The sequence below is a fragment of the Mesorhizobium sp. WSM4810 genome (genome assembly GCF_055811235.1).
This window is the reverse complement of the sequence record NZ_JBVVQV010000010.1, coordinates 94,334-115,021: the sequence shown is the minus strand read 5'-3', so window position 1 is coordinate 115,021 and position 20,688 is coordinate 94,334. Positions and strand designations below refer to the sequence as shown.

18 protein-coding genes and 1 pseudogene are annotated in these 20,688 nt (G+C 64.4%); 13 read left to right on the top strand and 6 right to left on the bottom strand.

The genetic code is table 11. From position 1 onward, the window contains the following. Nucleotides 1-51: 51 nt before the first annotated feature. Nucleotides 52-819 (bottom strand): L,D-transpeptidase, encoded by a 768-nt coding sequence (locus AC0L3O_RS16770; RefSeq protein WP_473616094.1) that lies wholly within the window; start codon nt 817-819, stop codon nt 52-54. 188 nt (nt 820-1,007) lie between these two features. Here AC0L3O_RS16770 and AC0L3O_RS16765 point away from each other — a divergent pair, with 188 nt between their 5' ends. From AC0L3O_RS16765 to xylB, 3 genes are all read left to right on the top strand, one after another. Then, nucleotides 1,008-1,631 carry a LysE family translocator gene (locus AC0L3O_RS16765; RefSeq protein WP_473616093.1) on the top strand — a complete coding sequence of 208 codons (624 nt, stop codon included), beginning with the start codon at nt 1,008-1,010 and terminating at the stop codon, nt 1,629-1,631. A 9-nt stretch (nt 1,632-1,640) separates the two neighbouring features. Further along, on the top strand, nt 1,641-2,963 hold the full coding sequence (locus AC0L3O_RS16760) for a tetratricopeptide repeat protein (RefSeq protein WP_473616092.1): 1,323 nt from the start codon (nt 1,641-1,643) through the stop codon (nt 2,961-2,963). Between the two features lie 81 nt (nt 2,964-3,044). Continuing rightward, the gene (xylB, locus tag AC0L3O_RS16755; RefSeq protein WP_473616090.1) at nt 3,045-4,499 is read left to right on the top strand and encodes a xylulokinase; all 1,455 of its coding nucleotides are present in this window, start codon (nt 3,045-3,047) and stop codon (nt 4,497-4,499) included. A gap of 35 nt (nt 4,500-4,534) precedes the next feature. Here xylB and AC0L3O_RS16750 read toward each other — a convergent pair whose 3' ends face one another. Further along, entirely contained in the window at nt 4,535-4,897 is a 363-nt protein-coding gene (locus tag AC0L3O_RS16750; protein WP_023796865.1) for a nuclear transport factor 2 family protein, read from the bottom strand. A gap of 113 nt (nt 4,898-5,010) precedes the next feature. On the opposite strand from AC0L3O_RS16750, the gene xylA reads away from it, so the two are divergent. Together xylA and AC0L3O_RS16740 are read left to right on the top strand one after the other, a co-directional pair. After that, nucleotides 5,011-6,336 carry a xylose isomerase gene (gene xylA, locus AC0L3O_RS16745; protein ID WP_473616089.1) on the top strand — a complete coding sequence of 442 codons (1,326 nt, stop codon included), beginning with the start codon at nt 5,011-5,013 and terminating at the stop codon, nt 6,334-6,336. Between the two features lie 185 nt (nt 6,337-6,521). Beyond that, entirely contained in the window at nt 6,522-6,728 is a 207-nt protein-coding gene (locus tag AC0L3O_RS16740; protein ID WP_023796867.1) for a hypothetical protein, read from the top strand. Nucleotides 6,729-6,734: 6 nt separating this feature from the next. On the opposite strand, the gene AC0L3O_RS16735 is transcribed toward AC0L3O_RS16740, so the two are convergent. Continuing rightward, nucleotides 6,735-7,715 carry a GlxA family transcriptional regulator gene (locus tag AC0L3O_RS16735; RefSeq protein ID WP_473616088.1) on the bottom strand — a complete coding sequence of 327 codons (981 nt, stop codon included), beginning with the start codon at nt 7,713-7,715 and terminating at the stop codon, nt 6,735-6,737. A 111-nt stretch (nt 7,716-7,826) separates the two neighbouring features. Between AC0L3O_RS16735 and bcoG the strand changes: the two genes are divergently transcribed. The 7 genes from bcoG (at nt 7,827) to AC0L3O_RS16700 (ending at nt 15,670) form a co-directional block, all read left to right on the top strand. After that, nucleotides 7,827-8,738 (top strand): 3-dehydrocarnitine:acetyl-CoA trimethylamine transferase BcoG, encoded by a 912-nt coding sequence (gene bcoG / locus AC0L3O_RS16730; RefSeq protein ID WP_023796869.1) that lies wholly within the window; start codon nt 7,827-7,829, stop codon nt 8,736-8,738. Nucleotides 8,739-8,766: 28 nt separating this feature from the next. Beyond that, the gene (locus tag AC0L3O_RS16725; RefSeq protein ID WP_473616087.1) at nt 8,767-9,396 is read left to right on the top strand and encodes an HD domain-containing protein; all 630 of its coding nucleotides are present in this window, start codon (nt 8,767-8,769) and stop codon (nt 9,394-9,396) included. After that, entirely contained in the window at nt 9,393-10,466 is a 1,074-nt protein-coding gene (locus AC0L3O_RS16720; protein ID WP_023796871.1) for a carnitine 3-dehydrogenase, read from the top strand. The genes AC0L3O_RS16725 and AC0L3O_RS16720 overlap by 4 nt, the downstream gene beginning before the upstream one ends. Before the next feature lie 4 nt (nt 10,467-10,470). Then, nucleotides 10,471-11,634 carry an acyl-CoA dehydrogenase family protein gene (locus AC0L3O_RS16715; RefSeq protein WP_023796872.1) on the top strand — a complete coding sequence of 388 codons (1,164 nt, stop codon included), beginning with the start codon at nt 10,471-10,473 and terminating at the stop codon, nt 11,632-11,634. Between the two features lie 3 nt (nt 11,635-11,637). Next, nucleotides 11,638-13,707 carry an acetate--CoA ligase family protein gene (locus AC0L3O_RS16710; protein WP_023796873.1) on the top strand — a complete coding sequence of 690 codons (2,070 nt, stop codon included), beginning with the start codon at nt 11,638-11,640 and terminating at the stop codon, nt 13,705-13,707. A 1-nt stretch (nt 13,708) separates the two neighbouring features. Then, a complete protein-coding gene (locus AC0L3O_RS16705; protein ID WP_023796874.1) occupies nt 13,709-14,491 on the top strand; it encodes a carnitinyl-CoA dehydratase in 783 nt (260 codons plus the stop codon). Between the two features lie 237 nt (nt 14,492-14,728). After that, nucleotides 14,729-15,670: an alpha/beta hydrolase gene (locus tag AC0L3O_RS16700; protein ID WP_023796875.1), complete on the top strand. Its 942-nt coding sequence runs from the start codon at nt 14,729-14,731 to the stop codon at nt 15,668-15,670. Nucleotides 15,671-15,675: 5 nt separating this feature from the next. Here the strand turns inward: AC0L3O_RS16700 and AC0L3O_RS16695 are convergent, their stop codons facing one another. The 3 genes from AC0L3O_RS16695 to AC0L3O_RS16685 form a co-directional block, all read right to left on the bottom strand. After that, entirely contained in the window at nt 15,676-17,334 is a 1,659-nt protein-coding gene (locus AC0L3O_RS16695; protein WP_473616085.1) for an FAD-binding dehydrogenase, read from the bottom strand. 35 nt (nt 17,335-17,369) lie between these two features. Next, complete coding sequence (locus AC0L3O_RS16690) at nt 17,370-18,356, bottom strand: Gfo/Idh/MocA family protein (protein WP_128172863.1); 987 nt, start codon at nt 18,354-18,356, stop codon at nt 17,370-17,372. 205 nt (nt 18,357-18,561) lie between these two features. Continuing rightward, nucleotides 18,562-19,482, bottom strand: coding sequence for a LysR family transcriptional regulator (locus tag AC0L3O_RS16685; protein ID WP_023796877.1), 921 nt, complete (start codon nt 19,480-19,482; stop codon nt 18,562-18,564). 96 nt (nt 19,483-19,578) lie between these two features. On the opposite strand from AC0L3O_RS16685, the pseudogene AC0L3O_RS16680 reads away from it, so the two are divergent. Then, nucleotides 19,579-20,573 (top strand): annotated as a pseudogene (locus tag AC0L3O_RS16680) (aldo/keto reductase). Nucleotides 20,574-20,688: the final 115 nt, after the last annotated feature.

Genomic DNA, 20,688 nt, shown 5'->3' with positions numbered 1-20,688 from the left:
GAGTCGAGCGGCCGCGTCAGCCGCCTCGAGTTCAGACGATGACCGGGAGGGTCAGACGACGACGACCGGGTTCTTCCTGGAGACGCGGCTGTAGAGGTCGATGATGTCCTGGTTGATCAGGCGAACGCAGCCCGACGACATCGCCTGGCCGATGCTCCACCATTCGGGCGAACCGTGGATGCGGTAGCCGGTGTCCTGGCCGTTCTGGTAGATGTACAGCGCACGCGCGCCGAGCGGGTTGTCGAGGCCGCCGGGCTGCCCGGCCTGCCATTTCACCAGTTCCGGCTTGCGGGCGATCATCTCGGCCGGCGGCCTCCAGGTCGGCCATTCCTTGCCGTACTGGATGTTGGCGCGGCCGGACCAGCGAAAGCCTTCCTTGCCGATACCGACGCCGTAACGGATAGCGTCACCGCCGGGCTGCACCAAGTAGAGCAGCCGCTCCTGCGAATGGACGACGATGGTGCCGGGCTGCTCGCCAGTCGGGTCGACGACGATCTGGCGGCGGAACTCCGGCTTGACCTTGAGGTAGGGCACTTCCGGCAGCGTGAAGCCGCCGTCGGTGACGGAGGCATACATCACACCAGGGCTGGTGATGTTCTTGTCGACGCTGATGCTCGGGCGGACAGGGGTGATCGCGCCGGTGGTGACGCCGTCGAGTTGCAGCGCCGACAGGTCGAGCGTCTGGCTGCAGCCGGCGACGCCGAGCAGCCCCAGCGCACCGGCGCCGGACAACACTGCGCGGCGGGAAAGCTGGATTTCGGAAATTTCGATTTCGTCGCCATTGTGCGGCGGCCTCAGACCTTGCGGCAACTCGCGCATCTACCCAAACCCTACGCTGTCGGCGGGAAACACGGTCCGGCCGGATAGAGTGCATTTTCACCAATCATGGTTGAAAAAGCGTGAAGAACCGTCGCCTGATGTTAACCAGGGGCATTTTCGATTTTTGCCCCTTTACATCTTTGTGAGCCCAAGGATTTATCCTCTTCTTTGAGCTCAAGGAGACGAACATGTCCTTCGAAAACTGGGCCGCCTTTGCCGCCGCCTCGACGATCCTTCTTGTCATTCCCGGCCCGACCATCCTTCTGGTCGTATCCTATGCGCTCGGCCAGGGCTGGCGCACCGCGCTGCCGATGGCGGTTGGCGTGGCATTTGGCGATTTTACGGCGATGACGCTGTCGATGCTGGGCATTGGCGCGCTGCTGGCGGCGTCGGGCACCGTGTTCACGGTGCTGAAGGTGATCGGCGCCGGCTATCTGATCTATCTCGGCATAAAGCTGTTTCGCGCCGGCGGCACGCTCAAGGCCGAGCCGCGCCTGGACGCGGTGTCCTCGGCCAAGATGATGGCGCATGCCTGGCTGGTCACCGCGCTCAATCCGAAAAGCATCACCTTCTTCGTCGCCTTCCTGCCGCAGTTCCTCGACCGGCATGCCGATTTCTGGACGCAGATGGTGATCTTCGAGACGACTTTCCTGGCGCTCGCCTTCGCCAATGCCTTCGGTTACGCGCTGATCGCCGCAAGGGCACGCAACGTCGTTCGCAACCCGAAGGCGATCCGCATCTTCAACCGCACCGGCGGCACGCTGCTGGTCGGCGCCGGCATCGCCACAGTGGCGATGCGCTCGGGCAATTGAGGACATGACGTGGCAGTCAGGGACGCATTCGGGCTGACGTTTTCGGGCGCGACGGAGGCCGGGTTCTCGTCCTACAGCCAGGCCGTGCGCGAACTGCAATGCTTCATCGGCGACCCGGTCGGCTCGGTCGATCGCGCCATCGCCGAGGATCCCGGCTTTGTCATGGCGCATGTGTTCAAGGGCTATCTCTTCGGCCTCGCCACCGAGCGCGAGGCGGCAGCCGTGGCCAAAACATGCCACGAGACGGCACTGCCGCTTGCAGCCACGCCGCGCGAGCAGGCGCATGTCGCAGCACTTGGCCATCTTGCCGCAGGACGCTGGCATGAAGCCGCTCGTCTGCTCGAGAATATCGCCATCGAGTTTCCGCTCGATGCGCTGGCGCTGCAGACCGGGCACCAGATCGATTTCTTCACCGGCAATGCCCGCATGCTGCGCGACCGCATCGGCCGCGCGCTGCCGTCGTGGCAGAGCGGCATGCCGGGCTACCACGCCGTACTCGGCATGCAGGCCTTCGGGCTGGAGGAAATGGGCGACTATGCGCGCGCCGAAAAGCTTGGCCGCATGGCAGTCGACATCGAGCCGCGCGACGGCTGGGCGCAGCACGCCGTCGCCCATGTCATGGAAATGCAGAGCCGGCAAAGGGACGGCATCGCTTGGATGCGCGCCAACCCCGACGCGTGGACGCGTGAAAGCTTCCTGAAAGTGCATAATTGGTGGCATCTGGCGCTGTTCCACTACGATCTCGGCGAAACCGACGAGGCGTTGGCGCTCTATGACGGCCCAATCTACGGCGAACGCTCGACGCTGGCGCTCAACATGGTCGATGCTTCGGCGATCCTGTGGCGGCTGCATCTCGGCGGCGTCGATGTCGGCGGCCGCTGGGCGGCGCTCGCCGCCAACTGGGCGAAGGCGAGCGCCGGCAACTATGCCTTCAACGATGCCCACGCAATGATGGCCCTCGTCGGCGCCGGCCAAGAGACGCCGGCTCGCACCTTGCTCGAGGCGCAGCACGAGGCCATGCACGCCAACGACGACAACGCCGCCTTTACCCGGGATGTCGGCCATCCCGTGAGGCTCGCCATCAAGGCGTTCGGCGAAGGCAATTATGCCGAGACGGTCCGCCTGATCCGGCCCATCCGGGCGATCGCCCACCGCTTCGGCGGCAGTCATGCACAACGCGACGTCGTCGACCTGACGCTGATCGAGGCAGCGCTGCGGTCGGGCGACCGTGCATTGGCAAGGGCACTTGCCGCGGAACGCGCGCTGGCGCGGCCCGACAGCCCGCTGTCGGCGCTGCTTTCGCGGCGAGCTGCCGATTTGTCGGAGAATTGACCGGAGGCGGATCTTGTCTTAAAAACTGCCAAGTCAGATTTTTTCGAGATCCGAAAAAATTAATGACAATGGGAGGACACCATGTATCTCGGCCTCGATCTGGGCACGTCGGGCGTCAAGGCGCTGTTGATCGATGCCGGGCAGAGCATCATCGGCTCCGGCCACGCGTCACTCGACGTGTCTCGGCCGCACCCCGGCTGGTCGGAGCAGAACCCCGCCGAGTGGATCCGCGCCTGCGAGGGAGCGATCGCCGAGCTCAAGGTTTCTCATCCAGAACAGCTCGCCGCCGTCAAAGGAATCGGCCTCTCCGGCCAGATGCATGGCGCTACATTGCTCGATGCCGGCGACCAGGTGCTGCGCCCCTGCATCCTGTGGAACGACACGCGCAGCCATGCCGAGGCCGCCAAGCTCGACGCCGACCCGCGCTTTCGCAAGCTGACCGGCAACATCGTGTTTCCCGGTTTCACCGCGCCAAAGCTGGTCTGGGTGAGAAACAATGAGCCGGATATTTTCGCCAAACTGGCAAAGGTCTTGCTGCCAAAGGATTTTCTGCGGCTCTGGCTCACCGGCGAGCATATTTCGGAGATGTCGGACTCGGCCGGCACGTCCTGGCTCGATGTCGGCAAGCGAGGCTGGTCATCCGACCTGCTTTCCGCCACGTCGCTCGACGAGAAGCAGATGCCGTCACTGGTCGAAGGCACTGAGAAGGCTGGCGCGTTGCGCAGCGAACTGGCCTCGAAATGGGGGATGCAGGCGGGCATCCCGATCGCTGGTGGCGCCGGCGACAATGCGGCGTCGGCTTGCGGCATGGGCACGGTCGCCGCCGGCCAGGCCTTTGTCTCGCTTGGCACGTCAGGCGTGCTGTTTGCCGCCAATGCGTCCTATCTGCCCAACCCGGAAAGCGCGGTGCACACATTCTGCCACGCGTTGCCCGACACCTGGCACCAGATGGGCGTCATCCTGTCGGCAACCGATTCGCTCAACTGGCTGTCCGAGATTTCAGGCAAAGGCGCCGGCGAGCTGACCGCCGAGCTCGGCGATACGCTGAAGGCGCCGACCGGCGTGTCCTTCCTGCCCTATCTCTCGGGCGAGCGCACCCCGCACAATGATGCGGCCATTCGCGGCTCGTTTACCGGGCTTGCGCATGAATCGAGCCGCGCCGTGTTGACCCAGGCCGTGCTGGAGGGCGTGGCTTTCGCCTTCCGCGACAGTCTCGAAGCCCTGGCCAAAGCCGGCACGACGCTGACGCGGGTGACGGCGATCGGCGGCGGCTCGCGCTCGCACTACTGGCTAAAGGCAATCGCCACCGCGCTCGGCCTGCCCGTCGACATTCCCGCCGACGGCGATTTCGGCGCCGCCTTCGGTGCAGCGAGGCTTGGCCTGATCGCGGCGACGGGCGCCGAACCGCTCAGAGTGTGCACGGCGCCGGCCACCGATGCCACAATCGAGCCGGTCGCCGCGCTAAGCAACGCCTATGCGGATGCCTATCAGCGCTACCGCTTGCTTTACCCGGCTATCAAGGCGGCCACGGCGTGAGTGGTTTCCCACCCACGCCGCGGCCCGAGATCACCTCACTGTGCCGGGACCTTGTCGAGAAAGCCGGTGACGCTTTTCAGGCGGCCATTCTCGATGACGCCGATGTCGGTGCCTTCGATGACGGAATCGGTGCCTTCCGGCCCGAGATTCCACGAGAAGCGGATCGTGTCGCCAAACCCGTCCGGCTTGCCCTTCAGCGAGAACCGGAAGCCGGCAAATCGTTTTTGGACACCATCGATCAGTGCGGCGAGGCCATTGTGGCCGTCTCCCTGCATGATCGGATCGCGGTAGCTGACGTCATCGGTGAAGGCCGCCTTGAGCAAGGCTTGCCGGCGCGCGGCATCGCTCTCGTTCCAGGCGGCGATGTAGTTTTCGGCGATCGTGTTGAGGTCGGTCATGGTCTGTCTCCGTGGTTGATTGGCTTTGACATGACCCTTTTCATCCAGCGCCAGCGCGAAACCAATTACGCCTGAGGTAATCAGGACCGAACCCTGCGAGAGGACAGACAGACATGACCAGCGGCTTTTTCGGCGACATCCAGAAGATCAAATACGAGGGGCCGGATTCGACCAATCCGCTGGCCTACCGGTTCTACAATCCCGATGAGGTTGTCGCCGGCAAGCGGCTGGAAGACCATTTGCGCTTTGCCGTCGCCTACTGGCATTCCTTCGCCTGGCCAGGCGGCGATCCGTTCGGCGGCCAGACCTTCGAGCGGCCGTGGTTCGCCGAGGCCGGTGGCACCGACACGATGGAACTGGCCAAGCTCAAGGCCGATGTCGCCTTCGACATGTTTTCGCTGCTGGGTGTTCCCTATTTCTGCTTCCACGATGCCGATGTGCGGCCGGAGGGAAAAGATTTTTCTGAAAGTGCCGCGCGGCTCGACGAGATATCAGACTATTTTGCGGCGAAGATGAAGAAGACCGGGGTCAAGCTGCTTTGGGGCACGGCCAACCTGTTCTCCAATCGCCGCTTCATGGCGGGAGCCGCCACCAATCCCGACCCGGACGTCTTTGCCTATGCGGCAGCGACGGTCAAACACTGCATCGACGTCACCAAGCGGCTGAAGGGCGAGAATTATGTTCTGTGGGGCGGCCGCGAGGGCTATGAGACGCTGCTCAACACCGACCTTGCCCGCGAACAGGAACAGACCGGCCGCTTCCTCAACCTGGTCGTCGACTACAAGCACCGGATCGGCTTCAAGGGCACCATCCTGATCGAGCCGAAGCCGCAGGAGCCGACAAAGCACCAGTACGACTATGACGTCGCCACGGTCTACGGCTTCCTGAAGCGCTTCGGGCTGGAGAAGGAGGTCAAACTCAACATCGAGCAGGGCCATGCGATCCTGGCCGGCCATTCCTTCGAGCATGAACTGGCGCTGGCCAATGCGCTCGGCATCTTCGGCTCGATCGACATGAACCGCAACGACTACCAGTCGGGCTGGGACACCGACCAGTTCCCCAACAACGTGCCGGAGATGGCATTGGCCTATTATCAGGTCCTGCAGGCCGGTGGCTTCAAGACCGGCGGCACCAATTTCGACGCCAAGCTTCGGCGACAGTCGCTCGATCCGCAGGATCTGCTGATTGGCCATATCGGCGGCATGGATTGCTGTGCACGCGGCCTCAAGGCCGCCGCTCGCATGGTCGGGGACAAGGCGCTGTCGGGACCGTTGGCCGAGCGCTATGCCGGCTGGAACTCGGCCGAGGCCAAGGCGATGCTTGCCGGCAAGCGGACGCTGGAGGAGATCACCGAGCGCGTCGTCAAGAAGAAGATCGAGCCGCAGCCGAAATCCGGCCGCCAGGAACTGCTCGAGAATATCGTCAACCGATACGTCTGAGGTGCCGCACCGGCGGGTCTGTTGACCGACCCGCCGGCCCGGAACAGCTTTGCGCGAGGGCGGAACCGACGACAAGGTTTTGCCTCGCACCGCCCCTCAATCGCCTCGCTCTTGCCTTCAAACAGCCGTCACGAATCTTGTATATGTGGTTCGTGGCGGGAACAGAAAGAAGGAGGCGAACCGATATGCAGCACGAACGCGAAATCGACGCCCTGCTCTCATCTGGCGAGGGATCGATCATCGACCGGCTGATGGCGCTGCCGCATCCGAAGGATGGCGCGCGCGGTGCAAACGAATGGGACCGCGCGGTCGCCAGCCGCTTCGAGACCCACCTTGCGAGACAGATGCGCTCGCAGATCGACGGCAAAAGCGACCGCCAGGACGCTGCCTGATCCCGACTATCTCCTGCGCAGCCTGACCGGCGCTTCGCCGAAAGCTCTTGAGAACGCCCTGGAAAATGCCGCGGCGGACGAGAACCCCGTTCGCCCGGCAATATCGGTCATGGCCACGCGCGTGTTGACCACCAGCCGGCGCGCTGCACCCAGCCGCAGCCTGAGATAATAGGCGCCCGGCGTCTCGCCGATCGACTTGCGAAAGATGCTTTCCAGCGTACGTGCCGTCACCCCGGCACGCTTTGCCACCGCGGCGATGGTCAAGGGCTGGTCGACGTGGGTTTCCATCAGCCGGATGGCTTGCGCAAGCCGCGGATCGTAGCCGTCGAGGCGGCCGAGCGAGACCAAAGGCTGCGCGTCGGTCGCGGCGCGTGCCTGGTCGTAGATGAAGACGCTTGCCACATCGAGCGCGACCGCCATGCCGAGCCGCGTGCGGATCAGATGCAGCATCAGGTCGAAGGTCGGCGAAGCGCCACCGGAGGTGAAGACCGGCCCGTCGATGACATAGCGGTCGGGGCGAACGTCGACCTCGGGAAAGGCCGAGGAGAAATCCTCCATGTCCTCCCAATGGGTGGTGGCGCTGCGCCCTTCCAGCAGACCGGCGCGGGCGACCAGCCAGGTACCGGCTTCGACGCCGCCGCAGGCGCGTGCGGCGCGCCCCGCTCGGCGCAGGCCGGCAAGCAGGGCCGACGTGGCATAGTTCTGCGTGCCGAAACCGGCGACGACGACAAGCACATCCGTCGTATCCGCCGCATCGAAGCGGCCGCTGACCGCAACCGGCAGGCCGCATGTGGTGACCGGCGCTTCGCCGGTCACCGAAACCAGCCTAAAATCGAACAGCGTCTCGCCGGCAATACGGTTGGCGGCGCGCAGCGGATCGACGGCCGAGGCCACGCACATGATCGACGACCCGGAAAACACCAGCAGCGTCACCCTGAGCGGCAACCGTTCGGCGCGAAAGATCGACGACTTTTCGTTTTTCATCATACGCACTTCGTAAAATGGAAAACAGTTTCCGGCAAGTCAGGCATTGTTGCCATCTGTTCGATTGGGTCCATGTTTGATCGGGGCCATCTGTGCTGATTGGGAGAAAAGTCGATGCCGCTTGCGATGAACCGTGAGGTCTTCATTACCTGTGCCATAACCGGGTCCGGCAGCTCGCAAGACCGCAGCCCGCATGTGCCGCGCTCGCCCAAGCAGATCGCCGATTCGGCCATCGACGCGGCAAAGGCGGGTGCGGCGATCGTCCACTGCCATGTGCGCGACCCCGAAACCGGCAGGCCGCGCCGCGACGTGCAGCTTTATCGCGAAGTGACCGAGCGCATCCGTGCGGCAGACGTCGACGTGGTGCTGAACCTGACCGCCGGCATGGGCGGCGACATGGTGTTCGGCTCGCCGGAAAACCCGCTGCCGCTGAACGAGAAAGCCACCGATATGGGCGGCGCCACCAACCGCGTGGAACATGTGCGCCAGTGCCTGCCGGAGATATGCACGCTCGACTGCGGCACCATGAATTTCGCCGAGGCCGACTATGTCATGACCAACACGCCAGGCATGCTGCGCGCCATGGGCGGCATGATGACGGCGCTTGGCGTCAAGCCGGAGATCGAGGCCTTCGACACCGGCCATCTGTGGTTTGCCAAGCAACTGGTAGAGGAAAAGGTGCTGGACCCGGATGCTCTCGTGCAATTGTGCATGGGCGTGCCATGGGGCGCGCCGGACGATCTCAACACTTTTATGGCGATGGTCAACAATGTGCCGTCAGGTTGGACCTGGTCGGCGTTCTCCATCGGCCGCAACCAGATGGCCTATGCCGCCGCCGCGGTGCTGGCCGGCGGCAATGTCCGCGTCGGGCTCGAGGACAATCTCTGGCTCGACAAGGGCGTGCTGGCAACCAATGCGCAGCTGGTCGAGCGGGCGGTCAGCATCGTGTCGAACATGGGCGCAAGGGTCATCGGCCCCGATGAAGTGCGCAAGAAGCTCAATTTGACGAAGCGCGCACCGCTTTGAACAAGCAATCGGTAGGGAGGAGCCGCCGATGAAGACCGTGAAATTCACCGCAATGAAGGATGGCGACCGCGACGATTACGCGTTCCTCACCGAGCACGAGATCGACTATGCGGCGAAGACCGGCGAACGGCTGCTTGACGCGCTTGTCCAACTCGACGAAGGCCTGTCCGGCTACAAGATCACCCGGCTCGGCCATTCGCTGCAGGCGGCGACGCGCGCATGGCGCGACGGCGCCGACACCGACTGGATCGTCTGCGCCCTGCTGCACGACATCGGCGACGTCTACGCACCGTACAATCACGACGAATATGCAGCTTCGGTCCTAAAACCTTTCGTGCGCGAGCAGTGCACCTGGGTTGTGGAAAAGCACGGCGACTTCCAGCGCCTCTATTACGCCCACCATCTCGGCGGCAATCCGCGTGCGCGCGACCGTTTCGCCGGCCACCTTTATTTCGACGATTGCGACCAGTTCTGTGAGCGCTGGGACCAGTCGAGCTTCGACCCCGACTACGAGACGTTGCCGATCGACTTCTTCCGGCCCTTCGTGCTCGAGGTGTTTGCGCGCAGGGCCTATGACCCCACCGTGATCCGCGCCGGCGAGCGCGTGCCTCTCATCGACCTGGAAAAAGCCAGGACAAGAACCGGAGCCTCCGCATGAGCATCATCACCAAGGCAGCTGTAATCGGCGGCGGCGTCATCGGCGCCGGCTGGGTGGCGCGACTGCTCTTGAACGGCATCGACGTGTCGATTTTCGATCCCGACCCCGAAGCCGCGCGCAAGGTCGGCGAAGTGATGAAAGGCGCGCGCCGCGCCTACAAGCAGATGCTGCCCGACGGCCTGCCAAAAGAAGGCAAATTGACCTTTGCCAAGACCATTGCCGACGCCGTCGCCGATGCCGATTTCATCCAGGAAAGCGTGCCGGAACGGCTCGACCTGAAACACCGCGTGCTGGCCGAGATCGACCTCTATGCGCCGGCCAATGCCATCGTCGGCTCCTCGACCTCCGGCATCAAGCCGACCGACATGCAGGTGGCGATGAAGAAGCATCCGGAACGGCTGGTCGTCGGCCATCCATTCAACCCGGTCTATTTGCTTCCGCTGGTCGAGATCGTCGGCGGCGAGCAGACCTTTCCCGAGGCGATCGAGGTCGCCAAGGAGATGTACGCCTCGATCGGCATGAAACCGGTGGTGATCCGCAAGGAGATCGAGGCGTTCGTCGGCGACCGCCTGCTGGAGGCGGCATGGCGCGAGGCGCTGTGGCTGATCAAGGACGGCATCTGCACGGTCGAGGAACTCGACGACATCATGCGCTATGGCTTCGGCCTGCGCTGGGCGCAGATGGGCATGTTCCAGGTCTACCGCGTCGCCGGCGGCGAGGCCGGCATGCGCCATTTCATGGCGCAGTTCGGGCCGTGCCTGAAATGGCCGTGGACCAAGCTGATGGATGTGCCGGAGTTCAACGACGAACTGGTCGACCTGATCGCCACGCAGTCGGACGATCAGGCGGATGGCCTGTCGATCCGCGAGCTCGAAAAGATCCGCGACGACAATCTGGTCGCCATCATGGATGCGCTCTCGAAGCAGAACAAAGGCAGGGGCTGGGGCGCCGGCGCTTTGCACAAGGACTATACCAAGCAGCTCGCCAAGCTTGCGGCGAAGAAGCCCACCGCCTCCAAGGCGGCCGAGAAGGCCAAGGCCGAAAAGCCGAAGAAAAAGAAGAAAGGCTGAGACCATGGATTTTGGCCTCTCCGAGGAACAGAAACTGATCGTCGAGACGACGCGCGCCTTCGTCGAGAACGAGCTTTACCCGCATGAGCGCGAGGTCGAGCGCACCGGCGTGCTGCGCCGCGAGCTGATCGAGGAGATCAAGGCCAAGGCGATCGAAGCCGGGCTCTATGCCGCCAACATGCCTGCGGAGGTCGGTGGCGCCGGCCTCGATACGGTGACCTGGCTGCTTTACGAGAAGGAACTCGGCCGCGCCAATTACGCACTGCACTGGACCTGCGTGGCGCGGCCATCCAACATCCTCTTGGCCGGCACGCCGGAGCAGCGCGAAAAGTATCTCTATCCCTGCATTCGCGGCGAGAAATGGGATTGCCTGGCGATGACCGAGCCGGGTGCCGGCTCCGATCTGCGCGGCATGAAGGCGACCGCGGTTCAGGACGGCGACGACTGGGTGCTGAACGGCACCAAACACTTCATCAGCCATGCCGATCTTGCCGATTTCGCCATCGTCTTTATGGCTTCGGGCGAAGAGGAGACGCCGCGTGGAAAACGCAAGAAGATCACCGCCTTCTTCGTCGACAAGGGCACCAAGGGTTTTACGGTGCGTGACGGCTACCGCAACGTCTCGCACCGCGGTTACACCAACGCCATCCTCGAATTCGACGATTGCCGGCTACCCGGAGCCCAGGTTCTGGGCGAGGTCCACAAGGGTTTCGACGTCGCCAATTCGTGGCTTGGCGCGACCCGCCTGCAGGTCGGCGCCACCTGTCTCGGCCGGGCCGAGCGGGCGCTTGGCCATGCGATCGAATACGCCGCGCAGCGCCAGCAGTTCGGCCAGCAGATCGGCAAGTTCCAAGGCGTTTCATTCAAGCTTGCCGATATGGCGACAGAACTGAAAGCGGCCGACCTGATGGTGTTCGAAGCCGGCTGGAAGTACGATCAGGGCACCGTCACCGATCAGGACATGGCCATGGCCAAGCTGAAGGCCACCGAAATGCTTGCCTTCGTCGCCGACGAGGCGATCCAGATCCATGGCGGCATGGGGCTGATGGACGATCTGCCGCTGGAACGCATCTGGCGCGACGCCCGCGTCGAGCGCATCTGGGAAGGCACGTCGGAAATCCAGCGCCACATCATTTCACGGGCGCTGCTGCGCCCGTTCGGGGGCTGATAAATGCACAAACTTGAGCGCCTCTTGCGCCCGCGAACGATCGCCGTGTTCGGTGGCGCACAGGCCGCCGCCGTCGTCGCGCAGTCGATCAAGATGGGCTTTGCCGGCGAGATCTGGCCGGTGCACCCGACCAAGGACGAAGTCGCCGGCCGCAAGTCCTACCGTTCGGTGGCTGATCTACCCGGCGCCCCGGACGCCGCCTTTGTTGGCGTCAACCGGCATTTGACCATCGAGGTGGTCAAGGCGCTGGCCGAGCGCGGTGCCGGCGGCGCCGTCTGCTTTGCCGCCGGCTTTCTCGAGACCGAGGCTTATGACGAGCATGGCGAGCGATTGCAGGCGGAACTGGTCGCTGCGGCGGGCCAGATGCCGATCATCGGGCCGAACTGCTACGGCCTGATCAATTATGCCGACGGCGCGCTTTTATGGCCCGACCAGCATGGCGGCATCAGGCTGGCAGAGGGTGGCCGCGGGGTCGCCATCATCACCCAGTCGTCGAACATCGCCATCAACATGACGATGCAGAAGCGCGGCCTGCCGATCGCCTTTCTGATGACCGCCGGCAACCAGGCACAGACTGGCCTTTCGGAAATGGCGCTCGGCCTGATCGAGGACGATCGGGTCACTTCGCTCGGCCTGCATATCGAGGCGTTCGATTCGGTAGCCGGCTTCGAAAGGCTGGCCGCGCGGGCGCGAGAGCTGAAGAAACCGATCATCGCCATGAAGGTTGGCCGCTCCGAGCAGGCGCGGCTAGCAACGGTGTCGCATACCGCGTCGCTGGCCGGCTCGGACGCTGCCTCGGGCGCCTTCCTGAAGCGGCTCGGCATCGCCCGCGTCGATTCCATCCCGGCCTTCATCGAGGCGCTGAAGCTGCTGCACGTCACCGGTCCCCTGCCCGGCTACCGGCTGTCGTCGATGAGCTGTTCGGGCGGCGAGGCGTCTGTCATGGCCGACAGCGCCGAAGGCCGCTGGGTGAATTTCCCGGCGCTGACCGACACCCACCGCGCCCACGTCAAATCGACGCTCGGGCCGCTGGTTGCGGTGGCCAACCCGCTCGACTACCACACCTTCATCTGGAACAACGAGCCGGCGATGACCGCCACCTTCACCGCCATGGTGTCGGGCGGCTTCGACCTCAACATGCTGGTGCTCGATTTCCCGCGCCCCGACCGCTGCTCCGACACCGACTGGTGGACGACGCTGCGCGCCTTCGAATCGGCGCTGAAGACCAACAAGGCGCAGGGCGCGATCGTCTCCTCGCTGCCGGAGAACCTGCCCGAGGAATACACCGCCGGGCTGATGGGACGCGGCATGGTGCCGTTGTTCGGCATTTCCGAAGCCATGGACGCCGCCCAGGCGGCCGCCTTCATCGGCTGGGCCTGGCGCGAGCCGCAGGCGCAGCCGATCGACACCTCCGCTTCCGGGGCGCCGGCCGGCGAGCATGTCACGCCTGATGAGGCCGAGGCGAAAGCGCGGCTGATCGAGGCCGGGCTCCCCGTGCCGAGGGGTGAACGCGCCGGCAATGCGGTCGAGGCGGTCATCTCATCGATGGCGCTCGGTTTTCCGGTTGCGCTGAAGGCTTTGGGCGTCACCCACAAATCCGAGCTTGACGCGGTTCGGCTCAACCTCAGGGACGCCGAATCCGTCAGCACGGCCGCCCATGATCTCGATGCGCTCGGCACCGGCCTCTATGTCGAGCGCATGGTGCGCGACGGCGTCGCCGAACTGCTCGTCGGCTTCACCCGTGACCCGATGTTCGGCGCGGTGATGACGCTGGGCACCGGCGGTGTGCTGGTCGAGCTGCTGCGCGACAGCGTCACGCTGATGCTGCCGGCGACCCGCGACGACATCGAGGCGGCATTGCGCCGGCTCAAATTGTTCCCGCTGCTCGAAGGCTATCGCGGCCGGCCCAAGGCCGATCTCGCGGCGGCCATCGAGGCGATATCAGGCATCGCCGCCTTCGTGCAGAAAAATGCCGGCGAGATCGAGGAGCTCGACATCAACCCGCTGATCGTCTGCGCGCAAGGCAAAGGCGCCTGGATCGCCGACGCGCTGCTGGTGCTTGGAGAAAACTAGAATGTCTGACGTCATCACCACCCGCCGCGAGGGCACGATCCTCGAAGTCACGCTCGATCGGCCCAAGGCCAACGCTATCGACCTCAACACCTCGCGGCTGATGGGCGAGACCTTCAAGGCGTTCCGCGACGATCCGGATCTGCGGGTCGCCATCGTCAAGACCGCCGGCGACAAGTTCTTCTGCGCCGGCTGGGACCTGAAAGCCGCGGCCGGCGGCGATGCTGTCGACGGCGACTATGGCGTCGGCGGGTTCGGCGGGCTGCAGGAGCTGCGCGATTTCAACAAGCCGGTCATCGCCTGCGTCAACGGCATGGCGGTCGGCGGCGGCTTCGAGCTGGCGCTGTCCTGCGACCTCATCTACGCGTCGGATCACTCCTCCTTTGCGCTGCCGGAAATTCGCGCCGGCACGCTGGCCGATGCAGCGACGATCAAGCTGCCGAAGCGCATTCCCTATCATGTCGCCATGGACCTTTTGTTCACCGGCCGCTGGATGGATGTCGCCGAAGCGCATCGCTGGGGTCTGGTCAACGAGGTTCTGCCCAAGGAGAAGCTCGAGGATCGCGTCTGGGAGATCGCACGACTGCTCGCCGGCGGTCCGCCGCTGGTCTTTGCCGCGATCAAGGAGACGGCGCGGGTCGCCGAAGCACTCACCTTCCAGGACGCGATGAACCGGGTGACGCGCCGCCAATTGCCGACGGTTGACGCACTGTACGGCTCGGAGGACAATCTCGAGGGTTTTCGCGCCTTTGCCGAAAAGCGCGACCCAGTGTGGAAGGGGAAGTGAAGGTATTGTTGAAATGACGGCACTCCGTCACACCCCCCTCTGGCCTGCCGGCCATCTCCCCCTCAAGGGGGGAGATCGGATGTCGCTTCGATTTTCGCCAATCTCCAACGTTGCAAGATGGGCTGCAAGGCCGAAGCTGCCAATCTCCCCCCTTGAGGGGGAGATGCCAAATTCTGTCAAACAGGGCAGGCCAGAGGGGGGTGTCCAGGCGAATTCGTTGCGATCCGGTCAGCGTCCATGACCGACTACAAAAAACTGATCGACGCCGAGACCTGGGCCTTCATCGAGCGGACCAATTCCTACTATCCGCCTGATGCGATCGACTACACGATCGATCAGCAGCGCGACATCTACGACCGCATGTGCCGTGAATTCTCTGCCGGCCACCCAGACAACGTTACGGCGGAGACCACCGCCATTGCCACGCCTTCGCATCCCATCCCGATCCGCATCTACCGCACACCCGCGCCGGAAGCGGCGGCGATGGTGCTTTATTTCCATGGCGGCGGTTATATCCTCGGCGGGCTCGACAGCCATGACGACCTCTGCGCCGAGCTTTGCAGCCGCACCGGCTATGAGCTGGTTTCGGTCGATTACCGGCTGGCGCCGGAACATCTGCATCCGGCCGGCTTCGACGATGCCATCAGCGCCTTCGAATGGGCGGCGACGACCTACAAGCGCCCGATCCTGCTTTGCGGCGACAGCGCCGGCGGCAATCTTGCCGCCGCGGTCAGCCATGCGACGCGCGGCCATGCACGAAGGCCGATCGGCCAGGTGCTGATCTATCCCGGCCTTGGCGGCGACCGCTCGCAAAGCTCTTACGTGACCCATGCCGAGGCGCCGATGCTGACGGTCCGCGACCTCGATTTCTACACGAATATCAGGACCGGCGGCGAAGACCGCACCGGCGATCTCACGCTGTCGCCGCTGGCCGATGCCGATTTTGCCAATCTGCCGCCGACTGTGCTGATCACCGCCCAATGCGACCCGCTGTCGTCAGACGGCGAGGCCTATCGCGACCGCCTCGTCGCGGAGGAGGGTCACGCCTACTGGTTCGAAGAGCCGGGGCTGGTGCATGGCTATCTCAGAGGCCGGCACACGGTCGGTCGTGCGCGCTCGAGCTTTACCCGGATCGTTGACGCGGTATCGGCTCTGGGACGCGGCGAATGGATCTGGTGAGGGTCCTACCCCACTGCCCGCGACGCCGCCCGGCCGGCGCTGCGGCCTGAAAAAATGCAGCCGCCAAGAAACGTCCCTTCCAGCGCCGCATAGCCATGCATGCCGCCGCCGCCGAAACCGGCGGCTTCGCCAACCGCGTACAATCCTTCGACCGGTTGGCCATCGGTACCCAGGACGCGGCTGTCGAGATCGGTCTGCAAACCGCCCAGCGTCTTGCGGGTCAGGATGTTGAGCCTGACCGCGATCAGCGGCCCATTGGCAGGGTCGAGCATCTTGTGCGGCTTGGCCGTGCGGATCAGCCGGTCGCCGAGATAGGCTCGGGCGCCGCGCAAAGCGGTGATCTGCATATCCTTGGAGAACGGATTGTCGAGCTGCCGGTCACGGGCGCGGATTTCGTGCTTGACCTGCGCCAGTTCGAGCAGCGGCTCGCCGCCGACAAGCGCGTTCATGCGGGCGACCAGCGCCGGCAAATCAGGCTCGACGATGAAATCCTCGCCCTTCTCCATGAACGCCTTTACCGGACCGGGAACGCCCGATGTGGCGCGGCCAAGCACTTGGCGCCAGCTTTTTCCGGTGAGGTCGGGGTTCTGCTCGGAGCCCGACAGCGCGAACTCCTTCTGGATGATCTTTTTGGTCAGGATGAACCAGGAATAATCGTAGCCGGTGCTCATGATGTGGCTGAGCGTGCCCAGCGTGTCGAAGCCGGGATAGAGCGGCACCGGCAGGCGCTTGCCGCGGGCGTCGAGCCACAGCGACGACGGGCCGGGCAGGATGCGGATTGCATGGTCGGTCCAGAGCGGCGCCCAGTTCCTGATGCCTTCGACATAGTGCCACATGCGGTCGCGGTTGATGATGCTGCCGCCGGCCTGTTCGGTGATCGCCAGCATGCGGCCGTCGACATGGTCGGGAACGCCAGAGATCATGCACTTGGGCGGCGTGCCGAGCCGCTGCGGCCAGTTTTTGCGGACAAGCTCGGGATTGCCGCCGATGCCGCCGGAGGCGACGATGACCGCTTGCGCCTTGAGCTCGAAATCGCCGGCGATATCGCGCGAACTCCTGCGGCCGCGCTCGACATCGCTCGGCTCAAGCATGTCGCCGCGCACGCCATTCACGGCGGCGCCTGTCTGCGTCAGTTCGTTGACCCGGTGGCGGAATTTGAATCGGATCAGCCCGCTATTCTCGGCCTCGCGCACGCGCCGTACGAACGGGTCGAGCACGCCCGGCCCGGTGCCCCAGGTGACGTGAAAGCGCGGCACCGAATTGCCGTGGCCGACGGCGTTGCCGCCGCCGCGCTCGGCCCAGCCGACGATTGGGAAGAACTTCATGCCGCGCTGCGTCAGCCAGGAGCGCTTCTCGCCGACGGCGAAGCCGACATAGGCCTCGGCCCAGCGGCGCGGCCAAAAATCTTCCGCACGGTCGAAGGCGGCGGTGCCAAGCCAGTCCTCGAGCGCCAGATCATGCGAATCGCGGATGCGCATGCGCCGCTGCTCGGGCGAATCGACGAGGAAGATGCCGCCAAGCGACCAGAACGCCTGGCCGCCGAGCGACTGTTCAGGCTCCTGGTCGACAACGATGGTCTTCTTGCCGGCCTCGGCCAGCTCGGCCGCCGCGACGAGCCCGGCAAGGCCGGCGCCGACAATGATCACATCCGCATCGTCAGCCACTTTCTCCCCCGGCTCTCCTCCCCGGCTGACGATTGTCAGACCGTCTCCCAGCCTTCCTTCTCGCCGGCGCGGAAGATGGCGTCGATGACCTTCTGGTTGAGCACGGACTCTTCCAGCGTGAAGACGCGGTCGGTGCCGCCCTGTGCCGCCCGCGCGAAGGCCTCGACCTCCAGCCGGTATTGCTGCATGCCGGGGAAGCGGAACACTTGCGCCTCGCTGTGGTTCTGGTTGTGCAGCTCGATGCGATGGTGGTCGTAGATGCCGGCGTTGAACGGCGAAAGCACCTCGATGAAGCCCTTCTCGCCGTGGAACACCATCACCTGCCGCGCCGCCATCTGCGTCGACAGATAGAACGACAATTCGAAGTCGCCGAAATCGGCGCGGATCGAGGAGTAGATGTCGGTGCCGAATGTCTTGTCGCGCTCGATCGTCGCCTGGACGCGCAGCGGCTCCTTGCCCGTCGAAAAGCGCGTCGACACCGTCGGGTAGACGCCGATGTCGGGCAGCGCGCCGCCACCGAGGTCGAGCTGGTTGCGCATGTTATTGGGATCGACATTGTAGTAGGAGAACGCGCCCTGGACATGGCGCAGCCGGCCGATGGCGCCGTTGGCGATCAGCTCGCGCACCTTGACCCATTGCGGGTGGTAGACGACCATGAAGGCTTCGCAGACCAGCACGTTTTTGGCGTCGCGCAGCTTGATCAGCGGCGGAATGTCCCTGGCGTCGAGCGCCAGCGGCTTTTCGACCAGAACATGCTTGCCGGCCTCGATCGCCTTGGCGGTCCATTCGACATGCTGGGCGGTCGGCAGCGGGATGTAGACGCCGTCGACATCCCTGGATGCGAGCAGCTCGTCATAGGAGCCGAAGGCATGGGGGGCGCCGAACCGATCGGCCAGGGCACGGGCTTTCGACAGGTCGCGGCTGGCGATCGCCGACAGCACGCCGTTCTCCGCCTCGACCATTGCAGGCAAAAGATGCTCGCGGCCGATCTTGGCCGTCGACAAAACACCCCATCGGAACATCAGGCTTCTCCCTCTTCAAATTGCAGGCGTGGAGGTTTGCCTGAAATCGGCAAAAAAGCCAATGCGAAGCATGGCAGCGAGCAAGCCGATCGTCTGCGGCTTGTTCGGATGCCGGCGCTGCCCTCCGCAGAGCTTGGGTTCCTCGTCTCCGCAAAGGGGGAGGAAACCAGGTCCTGCAAAGGCTATCCCCTTCTACCTGTATGTGTCATGTCGAAGCCGACGACGCTCCTACAAGCCGGCTTTCTATCTTGAAGAAATCGACAAAGGCTCGCAGCGCCGGCCGCATCTGGCGGCGGCTCGGATAGTAGGCGAAGAAACCGTCGAAGGGCGGGCACCAGTCTTCCAGCACGCGAATGAGCCGGCCGGTGGCCAACGCCTCGCGGACATAGTCCTCGAACAGGAAGGCAAGCCCAGCGCCGTCGGCCGCCGCATTGGCGATCAGATGGTCCTCGTCGAGGATCAGCGGCCCTTGCACCGCCAGCTCGATCTCCTCGCCGTCCTTCTCGAATTCCCAGCGGTAGAGGATGCCGCTGGAGAAACGGAAGCGGATGCAACGGTGACCGACGAGATCGTGTGGATGGCGCGGCCTGGGCATGGTCGCGAAATAGGATGGCGCGCCGACGACGGCGCCGCGAAGGTTTGGACCGATGCGCACAGCGATCATGTCGCGTTGCAGGCTCTCGCCGAGCCGGACGCCGGCGTCGAAGCCGCCTTCGACCACATCGGTGAAGCGGTCTTCGATGACGATCTCCAGCACGATGTCGGGATAGGCCGATGCAAAGGCACCGAGCCGCGGCGTCAGCGCCAGGTGGGCGGCGGTGCGCGGCACGGTCAGCCGGAGATTGCCAGCCGGCCGGTCGCGCGCCTCGACAGCCGATTCCAGCGCCAGATCGATTTCCGACAGCGCCGGCCTCAGCCGCTCGAGCAGCTGCGCGCCTTCCTCGGTCGGGGCGACGCTGCGCGTGCTGCGCGCCAGGAGCCGCACGCCAAGACGCGCCTCCAGGCTGGAAACCGCATGGCTGACTGCGGAGGGCGCTATGCCGAGCTCCTTGGCCGCACCGCGAAAGCTGCCGCACTGGGCGACGGTTGCCAGCACCGCAAGTTGGGAGAGATGCGTTCGGTTCATTGATCTATTTTTTAGAACAGCCCGTGCGAGTAAGAGCCGATTATAGAACGCGGTGCAAGGCGCTATCTCTGTCGCATCACAACAAGGAGACGCGTGATGCAAACCCGCAAGCTTGGAAATGAACTTGACGTCTATCCGGTCGGCCTCGGCTGCATGGGGATGAGCTTCGGCTATGGCGGCCAGCCGGAGGTGGACGCGATCGCCACACTGCGCCGCGCCGTCGATATCGGCGTCAATTTCTTCGACACGGCCGAGGTCTATGGCCCGTACGAGAATGAGATCCTGCTCGGCAAGGCGCTGAAGCCGGTGCGTGACCAGGTGACGATCGCGACGAAATTCGGTTTCAAAATCCTTGAAGAAGGCAACGGCGTCGAGCGCATGGCGGGTGTCGACAGCCGCCCCGAACACGTCAAGGCGGTGGCCGAAGCGTCATTGAAGCGGCTGGGCACCGAGGTGATCGACCTGTACTACCAGCATCGCGTCGATCCCAATGTGCCGATCGAGGATACGGTCGGCGCCATGGCCGAGCTGGTGCGCGAGGGCAAGGTGCGCGCGCTCGGCCTGTCGGAGGCGAGTGCCGCGACCATTCGCCGGGCGCATGCGGTGCATCCGATATCAGCCGTGCAGAGCGAATATTCGCTGTGGAGCCGCGATCCGGAGGAAGAGGTGTTCGCCGTCTGCCGCGAACTCGGCATCGGCTTTGTCCCTACAGCCCGCTCGGCCGCGGCCTGCTGACCGGAACGATCGCCAAGCCAGAGGTGCTCGGTGCCGATGACTGGCGGCGTGGACTACCGCGCTTCCAGGCCGACGCCATGGCCGCCAATGCGGCCGTTGTCGCCACGCTGGAGACAATGGCGGCGGACAAGGGCGTGACGCCGGCGCAGCTGGCGCTCGCCTGGGTGCTGCATCAGGGCGATTTCATCGTGCCGATCCCCGGTGCGCGAAAAACCCGCCATCTCGAGCAGAATGCGGCAGCAGCACAGATTGCGCTGAGCCGGGCGGAAGTGGCGGCCATTGGCGACGCCCTGTCGCCGGAGAAGGTCGTCGGCAAGCGCTACACCGAAGAAATGCTTCCGCTGGTCAATGGATGAACGGTGATCTACGGAGTAATCGAAACGGGGCGTTTCGATGCGCCTTTTTCGAGCCCCGCGCAACAATTGCGAGACGTGGGCACGAGACACCCCCCTCTCTCCTGCCGGACATCTC

Excerpts from the sequence above, each read along its gene's own strand:
- AC0L3O_RS16710 (WP_023796873.1), top strand. The coding sequence starts at position 11,638 with ATGCACAAACTTGAGCGCCTCTTGCGCCCGCGAACGATCGCCGTGTTC.
- xylA (WP_473616089.1), top strand. The coding sequence starts at position 5,011 with ATGACCAGCGGCTTTTTCGGCGACATCCAGAAGATCAAATACGAGGGG.
- AC0L3O_RS16765 (WP_473616093.1), top strand. The coding sequence starts at position 1,008 with ATGTCCTTCGAAAACTGGGCCGCCTTTGCCGCCGCCTCGACGATCCTT.
- AC0L3O_RS16700 (WP_023796875.1), top strand. The coding sequence starts at position 14,729 with ATGACCGACTACAAAAAACTGATCGACGCCGAGACCTGGGCCTTCATC.
- AC0L3O_RS16715 (WP_023796872.1), top strand. The coding sequence starts at position 10,471 with ATGGATTTTGGCCTCTCCGAGGAACAGAAACTGATCGTCGAGACGACG.
- AC0L3O_RS16735 (WP_473616088.1), bottom strand. The coding sequence starts at position 7,715 with ATGATGAAAAACGAAAAGTCGTCGATCTTTCGCGCCGAACGGTTGCCG.
- AC0L3O_RS16705 (WP_023796874.1), top strand. The coding sequence starts at position 13,709 with ATGTCTGACGTCATCACCACCCGCCGCGAGGGCACGATCCTCGAAGTC.
- AC0L3O_RS16770 (WP_473616094.1), bottom strand. The coding sequence starts at position 819 with ATGCGCGAGTTGCCGCAAGGTCTGAGGCCGCCGCACAATGGCGACGAA.
- bcoG (WP_023796869.1), top strand. The coding sequence starts at position 7,827 with ATGCCGCTTGCGATGAACCGTGAGGTCTTCATTACCTGTGCCATAACC.
- AC0L3O_RS16725 (WP_473616087.1), top strand. The coding sequence starts at position 8,767 with ATGAAGACCGTGAAATTCACCGCAATGAAGGATGGCGACCGCGACGAT.
- xylB (WP_473616090.1), top strand. The coding sequence starts at position 3,045 with ATGTATCTCGGCCTCGATCTGGGCACGTCGGGCGTCAAGGCGCTGTTG.
- AC0L3O_RS16720 (WP_023796871.1), top strand. The coding sequence starts at position 9,393 with ATGAGCATCATCACCAAGGCAGCTGTAATCGGCGGCGGCGTCATCGGC.
- AC0L3O_RS16740 (WP_023796867.1), top strand. The coding sequence starts at position 6,522 with ATGCAGCACGAACGCGAAATCGACGCCCTGCTCTCATCTGGCGAGGGA.
- AC0L3O_RS16750 (WP_023796865.1), bottom strand. The coding sequence starts at position 4,897 with ATGACCGACCTCAACACGATCGCCGAAAACTACATCGCCGCCTGGAAC.
- AC0L3O_RS16685 (WP_023796877.1), bottom strand. The coding sequence starts at position 19,482 with ATGAACCGAACGCATCTCTCCCAACTTGCGGTGCTGGCAACCGTCGCC.
- AC0L3O_RS16690 (WP_128172863.1), bottom strand. The coding sequence starts at position 18,356 with ATGTTCCGATGGGGTGTTTTGTCGACGGCCAAGATCGGCCGCGAGCAT.